This is a genomic window from Streptomyces sp. B21-105, from assembly GCF_036898465.1.
GTDB lineage: Bacteria > Actinomycetota > Actinomycetes > Streptomycetales > Streptomycetaceae > Streptomyces.
Genome location: NZ_JARUMJ010000001.1, coordinates 8,338,977 through 8,351,647, shown reverse-complemented (window position 1 = coordinate 8,351,647; position 12,671 = coordinate 8,338,977). Strand labels below are relative to the sequence as shown.

Here is a 12,671-nt window from a genome sequence, read left to right as displayed (position 1 = left end):
CCGTGGGGTCAGTCGACGCTGGGCAGGATGTGGTCCTCGGCCAGGTCGTCCTCGTAGCCGGCCAGGCGGATGGGGGCGGAGCGGGCCCACACGTCGAGGCTGCCGATCTCGCCGGGCCTGCGGCCGGCCCGCTCCGTGCGTTCCTTGGGGCGTTGCTCGCGATTCGTCTTCTCCGGTGTCACCGCGCACTCCTTATGTGTCGGGTCACCCTCGGGGCGTGCCGGCCAGTCTGCGGTCCGGCGCTGAACGCTCCCTCGGGTCTTGCTGGAGTCGGTGGCGACACGGTGGCGCCGGTGACTCCCAGGAGAGCTGGCCGTGGTGAACCGGCTTGTCCCAGACGGACGATGGGTGTGGGTGGCACTCCGTCCTGCTGTCCGTCCGCTACACATTAACCAAATGAGCGGGGTGCCGCTCGATAGGGCCCCAAGATTTGACACAACCGTGGCGCTCCACCCCCGAGCCCTCGCAAGTGATTTGAACCCTTTTCACCGCCGGCACGCCCTTTGAGTTCACCCGGACGGCGTATGTCGCCGAACACCCCTCCCGGACCCTCGCACCGGCCGGATGCCAGTCGGAGGCGGCACGCTTCCCGCGCCGCCCGGCGGCGGCGGGGGCGCACGACGTGCAACTCCCCTCCTGGGCCTGTCGGTTGAGCGCGGGCCGTGAGACCGTACGCCGATGACGTCGTCGTACGGGTTGCGCGGCAGGGCCGCCCTCGTCACCGGGGGCACTCGGGGCATCGGATGGGCGGTGGCCCGGGCGCTGCGCGACGCCGGGGCGCGGGTGTGCGTGAGCGCACGCGACCCCGACGAGGTACGGCGCGCCGCCGCCGAGCTGGGCGGGGTGGGGCTGGCCGGGAGCGTCGCGGATCCCGGCCATCCCGAGGAGCTCACCGACCTGTGCCTGCGCACGTTCGGGCGGCTGGACGTCCTGGTGAACAACGCGGCGACCAATCAGCCGTACGGCCCCCTCATGGACGCCGACCCGGACGTCTGGCGGGAGGCGTTCGCCGTCAACGTCGAGGCCCCGTTGCGGCTGGTGCAGTGCGCGTGGCACGGCTGGATGCGCGAGCACGGCGGGGCCGTGGTCACCGTCTGCACGGAGGGCGCGGGCCATGTGGGACCGGGCGTCGGCGCCTACGGCACCAGCAAGGCGGCCCTGCTGCACCTCACGCAGCAGCTGGCGGGCGAGCTGGGCCCGGCGGTGCGGGTGAACTCCGTCTCCCCCGGCCTCGTCCGCACCGAGATGGCACGGTTCGTGTGGGAGCCGAGGGAGCGGGCCGTCGCACGGGAGCTTCCGCTGCAACGCATCGGCGAGCCGCAGGACGTGGCCCGGGCGGTGCTGTGGCTGTGTTCGGACGACGCCCGGTGGATCACGGGCGCGGACCTGCTGGTGGACGGCGGCACGCGGGTGCGGGCGGCACGCACCGCACATCAGGAACCCGGGGCCGGGCCCGAGCCCGGGTGACGTCCGGCGCGTGCCGCCCGGCCCGAACGGTCACCCACGCCCCGCCCGCACCCCGTGCCCGCGCCGTACCGCGCATCCAGCCGCCCGGCGGAGCCGGTGACCCTCCGCTTACGCGGACCGCGGACCACCGGCTCCGCCTCACCGGCACGTTCCCCCGGTCACCACTTGCCCGGCGCGTAGTCCTTGAGGAAGACCCCGTACACGTCCTCGCCGGCCTCGCCCCGCACGACAGGGTCGTAGACCCGGGCCGCGCCGTCCACCAGGTCGAGCGGGGCGTGGAAGCCCTCCTCGGCGAGGCGCAGCTTGTCGTAGTGCGGGCGTTCGTCGGTGATCCAGCCGGTGTCGACGGAGGTCATGAGGATGCCGTCGGTCTGGAACATCTCCTGGGCGCTGGTGCGGGTCACCATGTTCATGGCGGCCTTGGCGGCGTTCGTGTTCGGGTGCCCGGCGCCCTTGTAGCCGCGGCCGAAGACGCCCTCCATCGCGGAGACGTTCACGACGTACGCGCGCCCGCTCCCGGCCTTCGCGGCGGCCTCTGCCATGGCCGGCCGGAGCTTGCTGATCAGGATGAACGGCGACGTGTAGTTGCACAGCTGGGTCTCCAGCAGCTCCACCGGGGAGATCTGCTCGATGGTCTGCACCCAGGTGTTGGTGTCGACGACGTCGGGGACCAGACCGCCCGCGTCGATGGCCGTGCCGTCGAGATGCCGGGCGACGCTGGCGTTGCCCGCGACCAGGGCGAGGTCGGCGACCTTCTGCGCGTCCAGGGCACTGGCCCCGACCGGCAGAGCGGCGAGTCCGTCGACGGCGCCGGAGCCGAACGCGCCGATGACGTGGTGGGCGGGCAGCTCGCCGGCCGGCAGCGGGGCGCTCTCGCCGCCCACCAGAGCGGCGTACGCGGAGGGCAGCCGGCGCACGGTCTGCGTGGCGTTGTTGATGAGGATGTCGAGCGGACCCGCCGCGGCGACCTGGTCGGCGAGGGCCACGGCCTGCGCCGGATCGCGCAGGTCGATGCCGACGACCTCCAGGCGGTGGATCCAGTCGGCCGAGTCGTCCATGGCCTTGAAGCGGCGGATGGCGTCCTTCGGGAAGCGCGTGGTGATCGTGGTGTGCGCGCCGTCGCGCAGCAGCCGCAGCGCGATGTACATGCCGATCTTGGCGCGGCCGCCGGTGAGCAGCGCGCGCTTGCCGGTGAGGTCGGCGCGCACGTCGCGCTTGTCGCGGTTCAGGCGGGCGCATTCGGGACAGAGCTGGTGGTAGAAGTAGTCGACCTCGACGTACCGGGTCTTGCAGGTGTAGCAGGAGCGCGGGCGCTGGAGTATCCCGGCGATCCGGCCCTCCTCGGTGACGGACGACGGCAGGATGCCCTCGGTCTCGTCGTCGATGCGCTGGGCGGAGCCGGTCGCGGTGGCTTCGGTGACCGTCTTGTCGTGGGCGGTCTTGGCGGCCCGGCGCTCCTGGCGGCGGCGCTGCTTGACCGTGCGGTAGACGCCCGCGGTGGCCCGGCGCACGGCGATGGCGTCCGGGTGGTCCACGTCGAGCTTGTCGAGCTCCTCCAGCACCCCGAGGCAGACGGCGAGCCGCTCGGGATCGACGCCGGGCCCGTGCACGACCGTGTCCACGGCCTCCTCGGTGATCGCCGCCGAGTTGTCCTCTGTCACCGTCATCGCGCTGCCGCTTCCCTGCTCACCCGGGCGGCGCTCCGACCGCGCCCGCCGTACGAAGGGGGAATTTTACGGAGCGCCGCGCCTCTCCTCCAAACGCGTTCCCGTCAAGGGCCGCAGGCCGTGATGAGCGTCTCCACCTCGGCGGTCAGCGCGTGGGCGAACAGGTCGAGGTCGGGGACCGCCTCGGCGTCGGCGACCAGCCCGTAGTGGACGCTGCCGCGGTAGGTCGAGACCGCGACGGCGAGGGCCTGGCCGCGGGCCAGCGGCGCGTAGGGGAAGACCTCGTCGACCGGGTTCCCGCCGAGCTTCAGGCCGAGGCTGGGCAGCGGGACGCTGGTGACGAGGATGTCGAACCAGAACCGGGCGGCCTGGCCGGCGAGCGGCCCGCCGAGCCGGTGGCCGAGGGCCGGGACGTGGTCGGCGAGCAGGGCGACGGCGCCCGCGCCCCTGTGCGGCCCGGCGTCCTTGTTGCGGTCCATGGTGGTGCGGACGTGGGCGAGCCGGCCGAGCGGGTCCGGGTCGTCGACCGGCAGCCGCACCACGTACCCGGAGAGCCGGTTGCCCTGCGGGTGGGCGGTGCGCGGGCGGCGCTGGGAGACCGGGATCAGGGCGCGCGGCCGTACGCCCGCGCTGCCGTCGCCGCGCTCGTCGAGCCAGCGGCGCAGCGCTCCGGCGACGACCGCGATCAGGACGTCGTTGACGGTGCCGCCGGCGACCTTGCGGATCCGGTGCACGTCGTCGAGGTCGATGACGACGCCGGCGGTGCGGCGGGTGCCGCTGGGCGCGGCGGTGAGCGCCGTACTGGAGCGCACGCCGAGGCCCGAGACGGCGAGCGAGGCCCCGATGTCGAGGGCGCGGCCCACGTCGGAGACGGCCCCGCGCAGCAGCCCGCGCAGCCGGTCCACGTCGGGGACGAATCCCCGGGCGGGCTCGGTCGGGCGGGGCCGGCGCTCGGGCAGGTCCATCGGGTCGAGGACGGCCGCGGCCAGCGTCAGGGCGCGCAGACCGTCGGCGAGGGCGTGGTGGAACTTGAAGAGGACGGCGAACGAGGCGCCGTCCGCGCCCGGCAGGACGTGCGCCTCCCAGGGCGGACGGCCGCGCTCCAGGGGCCGCTCCATGAGGCGCCCGGCGGCGCTCTGGAAGTCGGCGGCGGGGGCGTGCAGACGGACGTGGTGGCGGGGGTCGAAGTCCGGGTCGGCCTCACGCACGGCTCCCCCGAAGGCGAGCGGCTGCCACACGTCCCGGATCCGCATCCGCAGCCCGGGGACGGTCGCCGCCCGGGCGGCGAGCAGGTCGGCCGCGTGGGCGCCCGCGGCGGGCGAGTGCGCCGAGAAGACGCCGAGCGCGCCCAGGTGCATGGGGTGCTCGGCCGACTCGAGGTTCCAGAACGCCAGGTCGAGGGGGGCCAGCAGATCATCAGCAGTCACGGACTTGCCTCGCGTCGAGGACGGGTGTGGAGGACGGGTGTGGAGTCAGTCAACCCCTCGGAGGTGATTACGGTCAAGCACGATCAGGCTACGCACAGTTAACATCCGATTAAGTTCATGACACCTGGCAGCCCTTGCCCAGGGCGATCACCCCGCCCGGGGACACGGTGTACAGCTCCGCGTCCCGCTCCGGATTCACGCCGATGGTCGCACCCGGGGGGACCTCGACGTTCTTGTCCAGGACCGCCCCGCGCACCACGGCCCCCCGGCCGATGTGCACGTTGTCGTGCAGGATCGAGCCCTGGACGACCGCCCCCGGGTCGACCACCACGCCCGGCGACAGCACCGACCGGGTCACCTGACCGCGGATCAGACACCCCGAACTGATGATCGACTCACCGGCGATGCCGCCCGCGTTGAAACGCGCCGGGGAGAGCTGGCCCGAGTGGGTGTAGATCGGCCAGCTGCGGTTGTACAGGTTGAACGCGGGGCGTTCGGCGATCAGGTCCATATGGGCGTCGTAGTACGCGTCGAGCGTGCCGACGTCGCGCCAGTAGCCCTGGTCCCGGGTGGTCTCGCCGGGGACGTGGTTCTCGCTGAAGTCGTACAGCCCGGCCTCGCCGCGTTCGGTGAGCTGGGGCAGGATCGAGCCGCCCATGTCGTGCACCGACGACTCGTCCTCGGCGTCCCGCTGGAGCGCCTCTATGAGGGCCTTGGTGGTGAAGATGTAGTTCCCCATCGACGCGAACACCGACTCCGGGTCGTCGGCGAGCCCCGGCGGGTCGGCCGGCTTCTCCAGGAAACGCTCGACCGTCTGGCCGTCCGAACCGGGGGTGATCACCCCGAACGAGGAGGACTCGCCGCGCGGCACGCGGATCCCCGCCACCGTGACGCCCGCGCCGCTCTCGATGTGCTGGGCGAGCATCTGCCGCGGGTCCATGCGGTAGACGTGGTCGGCGCCGAACACGGCCACGTACTCGGGCCGCTCGTCGTAGATCAGGTTCAGCGACTGCAGGATGGCGTCGGCGCTGCCGAGGTACCAGCGCGGCCCGAGCCGCTGCTGGGCCGGCACCGGGGTGACGTAGTTGCCCAGCAGGCTCGACATGCGCCACGTCGTCGTGATGTGCCGGTCCAGCGAATGCGACTTGTACTGCGTCAGCACGCAGATGCGCAGGATGTCGGCGTTGACGAGGTTGGACAGGACGAAGTCGACGAGCCGGTAGGTGCCGCCGAACGTGACCGCCGGCTTGGCCCGGTCCGCGGTGAGCGGCATCAGCCGTTTGCCCTCACCGCCCGCCAGCACGATCCCGAGCACCGAAGGTCCTCCACGCCGCATGGCCGCTCTCCTCACCCTGGTCGGATACCCATGGCTGCCCCGGCGCGGGGCTCCCTACGCCTGTTCGACGATCTCCTCGTACAACCGGACCGTCCGCCGGGCCACTGCGTCCCAGCCGAACTCCCCCACCGCACGGGCCCGCCCGGCCTCGCCCATCCGCGCCGCGGCCGCCGGGTCGCCGAGGATCTCGTCCAGCGCGCCCGCGAGGTTCGCCTCGAAATCCTCGTCGACGGTCACGAGCCGGCCCGTCACCCCGTCCTCGACGACCTCGGGGATCCCGCCGACCCGGGAGGCGACCACCGGGGTCCCGCAGGCCATCGCCTCCAGGTTGACTATGCCCAGCGGTTCGTACACCGACGGGCAGACGAACACGGCGGCGTGCGTGAGGAGTTGGATCACCTCGGGGCGCGGCAGCATCTTCGGGATCCAGTGCACCCCGTCGCGGGATGCGCGCAGTTCGGCGAAGAGGTCGCGGAACTCCTGTTCGATCTCGGGGGTGTCGGGGGCCCCCGCGCACAGCACGACCTGCGCCGCGGGATCGATGTCCCGTACCGCGCGCAGCAGATGGGGCACGCCCTTCTGCCGGGTGATCCGGCCGACGAACAGCACGAACGGCCGGTCCGGGTCGAGGCCGATCCGGGTGAGCGCGTCCGTGCCCCGGTCGGGCCGGTAGAGCACCGTGTCGATGCCGTTGTGCACGACGTGGACCCGGTCCGGGGCGAGCGAGGGATAGCAGGCGAGGATGTCCTCGCGCATCGCGCCGGAGACGGCGATCACCGCGTCGGCGGCCTCCACCGCGGTCCGCTCGGCCCAGCTCGACAAGGCGTAGCCGCCGCCGAGTTGCTCGGCCTTCCAGGGCCGCAGCGGCTCCAGCGAGTGCGCGGTCACCACGTGCGGGACGCCGTACAGCTGCTTGGCGAGATGACCCGCGAGGTTCGCGTACCAGGTGTGGGAGTGGACGAGTTCACGCCCTTCGAGGGCGGCCGCCATCGCGAGGTCGACCGAGAAGGTGCGCAGCGCGTCGTTGGCGCCGTCCAGCGCGGACCACGGCCGGTGGCGCCGTACCCCGTCCGTGCGGCCCTCGCCCCAGCAGTGCACGTCGAGGTCGATCAGCCGGCGCAACTCGCGGGCGAGGAACTCCACATGGACGCCCGCGCCGCCGTACACGTCCGGGGGATACTCCCGGGTCAGCAGGCCTACTCGCACCCGGAACCCCCAGTCTCAGGCCAGTCTCGGCGGCCGGTCTCGGCAGCCGACTCCCTTCATGGTCACCCAGACGGGTGGCGCGGGGAAGAGCGCGGGGGCCGTGTGAAGCAACAGTCGCCGCAGAGGCCACCGCCGGGGACCCGGTAGTACAGGCAGCAGCTGCGGCGGCGGAAGACGCCGTCGGACAGCGTGCCGGTGTCCGCGAGGAGGGGGTGGGCGAGGAGCGCCGCGGTGAGAGCACGCGTGCGTGCGGCGACGTCGGGACGGCTGTGCTCGTCCGCCCACCGGCCCAGCAGACGGGCCGTCGCGGCCAGGGCGGAGGCGGCGTTGCCGCGCAGCAGGCCGGGCGCGACCGGACAGCGGGCGCGCAGGGCCGAGGCGAGGGGTTCGAGGTGATCCTCCAGGACGGTCACCGCCACGGCCTCGGCCACGGTGCGAGGCACGCCCGCCGGGCCCTCGGGACGGGCCCGCACCCGCGTCAGCCACAGGTCGTCCGGAGCGCCCGCGTCCGGGTCCCAGCGCAGCAACCCGGGGGCGAGGTCGGGAACGCGCCCGTACAGGGCGGCACAGCCCAGGGCGACCGACCACAGCCGGGCCGCCAGCCCCTGCTGCGCCACCGACGCGCCGATCCGCTCCTCGGGGGCCCGCAGCGCGCGGGTCACCTTTCGGACACGAAAGGCCAGCGGATCGTCGTGAAGGCCCGCTCCGGAACGACCTGGAGCTTTTGTCAGGGCCTGCGCAGGAGCCAGCACGTAGGCCTGCTCGAGGGTGGGCAGGGGCCGGTCGGGCTCTCCTGGGCTCCCTAGTGGGGTGCGCAGGGTGAAGAAGCCGCCCAGCGGGCGGAGCAGGGCGAGTTCGGGGTCGAGGTCCACGAAGTGCAGTAGTACCAAGGCGGGTAGGGGCCGGGGTCAGGGGGATCCCTGGTCCGTCACCCGCCTGAGGGAGGACGCAGGGCCCGTCGTACTCCATCGGCAGTAGGACCCAATGCGTGCTCAGGGACGACGACGGGAACAGATCGACAAGGCATCGTGTTGGTTATGAGAGCCGACCGTTCGCCGCGCCGGGCCGAGTGCCCCCGCCTCACGCAGAGGAGCAGCTCATGAGCGCCCTCGCGTTGTCCGTGGTCCTGTCGCTCGTCTCCGCTGTCGCGTACGCGGCCGGGGCGATCGTGCAGGAGCAGGTCGCGGTGTCCTCGCCCGACGAGGAATACGCTCCGCTGCGCCGCCCGGGCTGGTGGGCCGCGGTCGCGCTGAACGGTCTCGGCGGACTCCTGCACGTGGTGGCGCTCGCCTACGGCCCGCTCAGCCTGGTCCAGCCGCTGGGCGCGCTGACGATCGTGTTCGCGCTGCCCATGGCCGCGCTGTTCGTCGGCCGCCGGGCCGGGGCGACGGCCTGGCGGGGCGCGATCATGGCGACGGTCGGTCTCGCGGGTCTGCTGTCCCTGGTCGGGGCGTCCGACGCGCAGTCGCTGAGCACCCCGCAGCGGATCACGGTGGCCGTGTTCACCGCGGGCGCGGTGGTGGCGCTGATGATCGCCGGACGGGCCGCGCACCGTCACCCTGCGGTCCGCAGCATGCTGCTGGCGACCGCTTCGGGCATCGCGTTCGGCATGTCGTCGGTGTTCACCAAGACCGTCGCGGTCGACTGGACGGACGGCGTCTCGGCGGCGGACGTCCCCTCGCTGGCCGTGATCGGCGTGCTGGCCACGTCCGGCATGATGCTCTCCCAGGCCGCCTACCGGGGCGCGGGCCTCGCCGCGCCACTGGCCACGCTGACCGTCGTCAACCCGGTGGTGGCGGCCGCGGTCGGCATCACGATGTTCGGCGAGACCTTCCGGTACGGCACCACGGGCACCGTGCTCGCGCTGGGCTGCGGTGTGGTGGCGGCGGGCGGACTGATCCTGCTCACGACGGAGCGCCTGCACAGCGAGCAGCCGGTAGCTGCGCCTGAGCCTGCGGCTGCGCCTGAGTCGGTAACGGCGGCGCCTGAGCCTGCGACGACGACGGATGTGCCGGCCGCGCGCCGGCAGTCCGGCGCCGTCACGGCTGTCCTCCCGGCGCCGGCCGTGGTCCTGGAGGCCGCCGCGGCGTCGACGCCGGCAGCGGCGGTGGAGTCGAGGACCGCGGTCGTGTCCGGCACGGACCGCCTGATGGCGGCCTCCCTGGCCGACGGCGACACACACCGGGCGGACGACCGCTACGGCGACGGCCCCCACGACGACGACCGCGATCTCGACTTCGACGACCGACACGAGGACGCGCTCTCCGGGCAGGCGGCTGCCGTGCCGCCCGCCGTGCCGCCCTCGTTCTACACCCCGCTCTACGGGGGGCTGCACATCCCGGCGCCGGTCTCGGTGGACCGGCACCGGGTGCGGGTCAAATCCTGACGCCGCCGGCCCTCAGGTAGGCCACCGGGTCGACGTCCGATCCGAAGCCGGGCCCCGTCCGCACCTCGAAGTGCAGATGCGGGCCCGTGCTGTTGCCCGTGGAGCCTGACCGGCCGATGCGCTGACCGCCGCCCACCGACTGGCCGTCCCGTACGGAGATGGCCGAAAGGTGGGCGTACTGGGTGTAGCGGCCGTCGGCGTGCCGGATGACCACCTGGTAGCCGAACGACCCGCCCCAGCCCGCGCTCACCACTTCTCCGGCCGCGACCGCCTTCACCGTCGTCCCCGTGGCCACGGGGAAGTCGACCCCGGTGTGGTAGCCCTTCGACCAGGACGAACCGGACGCGTGATACCGCGTTCCAGTGGTCGCGTCGACAGGAGCCACGAAGGAACGGGAGCTCTTGGAGCCCTTGGAGCTCTTGCCGCCCTTGGAGCTCTGGGGGCTCTCGGAGCTCTTGGGGCTCTTGGGGCTCTTGGAGCTCTTGGCCGGATTGCTCTGCTTGTGCTGCTCGCCGTGACTGCTGGGCTTGCCGGGTCTGCCGTGACTGCTGGGCTTACCGTGGCTGCTCGGAGCGCTGCCGGCGGACGTCGCCCCGGCCCGCAGGCTGAGCCGCTGACCGGGCAGGATCAGGTCGGGGTCGGCGCCGATGGTCGTTCGGTTCGCGGCGTACAGGCCCTGCCAGCCGCCGCGGACGTCCTCCTCGTCGGCGATACCGGACAGGGTGTCGCCGCGGACGACCGTGTACATCTGCGCGGTGCCGGCCCGCGACTGAGGAGTGCTCTGCGGCCGCACGTCGTCCAGGGACGTCTTCGACGCCCCACCGGACCGCGCCGACTTGCCACTCCTGTCACTCTTGGCGCTCCTGTCGCTCTTCGCGGCGGGCTTCGCCGAGCCGTTCGGGTGGATGTCGGGGTCGCCGCCGCCGCGGCTCAGGCCGGCCCGCACCGAGCACGCCGGCCATGCGCCGGGTCCCTGTCCGTCGAGCACCTTCTCGGCCACGGCGATCTGCTGGTCCCGGGTGGCCAGATCCGCACGGGGCGCATACCGCGTGCCGCCGTACGCCTCCCAGGTGGACTGCGTGAACTGCAGCCCGCCGTAGTAGCCGTTGCCGGAGTTGATGTCCCAGTCGTTGGTCGACTCGCACGCGGCGACCTTGTCCCAGGTGTCGGCGTCGGCCGCCTGGGCTGCTCCGGCGCCCATGAGCGGTATCGCCATGCCGGCGCCACCTGCCGTGACGGTGAGTGAGGCGCGGTTGATCCTGTTCGGCTGATACCGGCGGTGCCGACCGCGTACGGCCATGGAGGTCCCCCTCGACATTGCGTCAGGAGCGGCAAAAATATGGGCTTCGAACCGGCCATGACAAGGCGACAACCGGCCGCACCGGAGCGGCCGGGAGCGCGGCCGTCGTCCGAGGGCCGGTCGCGGAACGAATCGGGTCGGGAAACCCGGCAGGCAAGTTGGACCCGAGGACGCGAGGACGACAGGATGACAGCACGCCACCGAGCGCACCCTCCGGAGGAGCCACCCGTATGAGCACTTCAGCCCAGATCGGCGTCACGGGACTCGCGGTCATGGGCCGCAATCTCGCCCGCAACTTCGCACGCAACGGCTATGCGGTCGCGGTGCACAACCGCACATCGGCACGCACCCACGCGCTGGTGGAGGAGTTCGGACACGAGGGCGAGTTCGTGGCGGCCGAGACCGCCAAGGACTTCGTCGCGGCACTGGAACGACCCCGCCGCCTGGTCGTCATGGTCAAGGCGGGCGAGCCCACCGACGCGGTGATCAGGGAGTTCGCCCCGCTGCTCGAGCCCGGCGACATGATCATCGACGGCGGCAACGCACACTTCGCCGACACCCGGCGCCGCGAGCGCGAACTGCGCGAGCAGGGGCTCCACTTCGTCGGGGCGGGTATCTCCGGCGGTGAGGAGGGCGCGCTGCACGGCCCGAGCATCATGCCGGGCGGCTCCCCCGAGTCGTACGAGTCGCTGGGCCCGATGCTGGAGAAGATCTCCGCCAAGGCGGCGGACGGGTCGCCCTGCGTCACCCACGTCGGGCCCGACGGCGCCGGCCACTTCGTGAAGATGGTGCACAACGGCATCGAGTACGCCGACATGCAGCTCATCGGCGAGGCCTACCAGCTGCTGCGTGACGTCGCCGGGTACGAGCCCGCGCAGATCGCGGACATCTTCCGCACCTGGAACACCGGACGCCTCGACTCCTACCTGATCGAGATCACCGCCGAGGTGCTGTCCCACGTGGACGCGGCCACCGGCAGGCCGTTCGTGGACGTCGTCGTGGACCAGGCGGAGCAGAAGGGCACCGGCCGCTGGACCGTCCAGATCGCGCTCGACCTCGGGGTTCCGGTCTCGGGCATCGCGGAGGCGGTCTTCGCACGGTCGCTGTCGGGACACGCGGGGCTGCGCGAGGCCTCACGCGCTCTGGCGGGACCGAAGGCGGCCCCGCTGGGCGAGGCGGAGGCGCAGGCCTTCGCCGACCGGGTGGAGCAGGCGCTGTACGCCTCCAAGATCGTGTCGTACACGCAGGGCTTCCACGAGATCGCGGCGGGCAGCGAGGAGTACGGCTGGGACATCGACCTCGGCGCCGTCTCGTCGATCTGGCGCGGCGGCTGCATCATCCGCGCCGCCTTCCTGGACCGGATCCGGGCCGCGTACGACACCCGGGCCGACCTGCCGAGCCTGCTCTCCGACGCGACGTTCGCCTCGGAGATCGCGGCGGCGCAGGACGCGTGGCGCGAGGTGCTGGTCTCGGCGACGCTGCAGGGCGTTCCCACCCCGGGCTTCGCCGCCGCACTGGCCTACTACGACGCCCTGCGGGCGGAGCGGCTGCCCGCGGCGCTCACCCAGGGGCAGCGGGACTTCTTCGGTGCGCACACGTACCGGCGGGTGGACCGCGAGGGCGCGTTCCACACGCTGTGGGGCGGGGACCGCTCGGAGGTGGACGCGTAGACGCCGTTCCCGGGAGCAGTGCGGGAACGGCCCGTCGGGTGGCGGCGGTGAGCGGCGCCGGGGCCGCCCACCGCCGCCGCGTCAGGTCAGGGGCGGCCCGGGTTCCGGGCTGGGGACCGGCTCCGGCCCCGGCGGGATCGGGGACGGCGACGGGTCCGGCGGCCCGGGCCGCGGGGGCGGTGCCGGATCCGGGCCGGGCGGTTGTGGGCCGG

General features: G+C 72.9%; 9 protein-coding genes and 2 pseudogenes. 3 read left to right on the top strand and 8 right to left on the bottom strand.

The genetic code is table 11. The features are described 5' to 3' along the window. Nucleotides 1-8 precede the first annotated feature (8 nt). Nucleotides 9-182: a hypothetical protein gene (locus QA802_RS37355; RefSeq protein ID WP_107103433.1), complete on the bottom strand. Its 174-nt coding sequence runs from the start codon at nt 180-182 to the stop codon at nt 9-11. Between the two features lie 496 nt (nt 183-678). On the opposite strand from QA802_RS37355, the gene QA802_RS37350 reads away from it, so the two are divergent. Continuing rightward, entirely contained in the window at nt 679-1,467 is a 789-nt protein-coding gene (locus QA802_RS37350) for an SDR family oxidoreductase (RefSeq protein WP_319169908.1), read from the top strand. A gap of 158 nt (nt 1,468-1,625) precedes the next feature. Here the strand turns inward: QA802_RS37350 and QA802_RS37345 are convergent, their stop codons facing one another. From QA802_RS37345 to QA802_RS37325, 5 genes are all read right to left on the bottom strand, one after another. Continuing rightward, complete coding sequence (locus QA802_RS37345; RefSeq protein ID WP_334532398.1) at nt 1,626-3,134, bottom strand: SDR family NAD(P)-dependent oxidoreductase; 1,509 nt, start codon at nt 3,132-3,134, stop codon at nt 1,626-1,628. Between the two features lie 104 nt (nt 3,135-3,238). Beyond that, complete coding sequence (locus QA802_RS37340; RefSeq protein ID WP_334532396.1) at nt 3,239-4,561, bottom strand: wax ester/triacylglycerol synthase family O-acyltransferase; 1,323 nt, start codon at nt 4,559-4,561, stop codon at nt 3,239-3,241. 115 nt (nt 4,562-4,676) lie between these two features. Continuing rightward, on the bottom strand, nt 4,677-5,897 hold the full coding sequence (gene glgC, locus QA802_RS37335) for a glucose-1-phosphate adenylyltransferase (RefSeq protein ID WP_319169905.1): 1,221 nt from the start codon (nt 5,895-5,897) through the stop codon (nt 4,677-4,679). A 54-nt stretch (nt 5,898-5,951) separates the two neighbouring features. Next, complete coding sequence (glgA, locus tag QA802_RS37330) at nt 5,952-7,103, bottom strand: glycogen synthase (RefSeq protein WP_334532393.1); 1,152 nt, start codon at nt 7,101-7,103, stop codon at nt 5,952-5,954. 62 nt (nt 7,104-7,165) lie between these two features. Beyond that, nucleotides 7,166-7,993: a (2Fe-2S)-binding protein gene (locus QA802_RS37325; RefSeq protein WP_334532390.1), complete on the bottom strand. Its 828-nt coding sequence runs from the start codon at nt 7,991-7,993 to the stop codon at nt 7,166-7,168. 209 nt (nt 7,994-8,202) lie between these two features. Here QA802_RS37325 and QA802_RS37320 point away from each other — a divergent pair, with 209 nt between their 5' ends. Next, nucleotides 8,203-9,489, top strand: coding sequence for a DMT family transporter (locus tag QA802_RS37320; protein ID WP_334532387.1), 1,287 nt, complete (start codon nt 8,203-8,205; stop codon nt 9,487-9,489). On the opposite strand, the pseudogene QA802_RS41800 reads toward QA802_RS37320, so the two are convergent. Beyond that, nucleotides 9,479-9,883: pseudogene (locus QA802_RS41800) on the bottom strand (M23 family metallopeptidase); the annotation flags it as partial. The gene QA802_RS37320 and the pseudogene QA802_RS41800 sit on opposite strands and share 11 nt — an antisense overlap. A 191-nt stretch (nt 9,884-10,074) precedes the next feature. Continuing rightward, nucleotides 10,075-10,789, bottom strand: a pseudogene (locus tag QA802_RS41795) (transglycosylase family protein); the annotation flags it as partial. Between the two features lie 230 nt (nt 10,790-11,019). Here QA802_RS41795 and gnd point away from each other — a divergent pair. Continuing rightward, nucleotides 11,020-12,459 (top strand): NADP-dependent phosphogluconate dehydrogenase, encoded by a 1,440-nt coding sequence (gnd, locus tag QA802_RS37310; RefSeq protein WP_319169900.1) that lies wholly within the window; start codon nt 11,020-11,022, stop codon nt 12,457-12,459. Nucleotides 12,460-12,671: the final 212 nt, after the last annotated feature.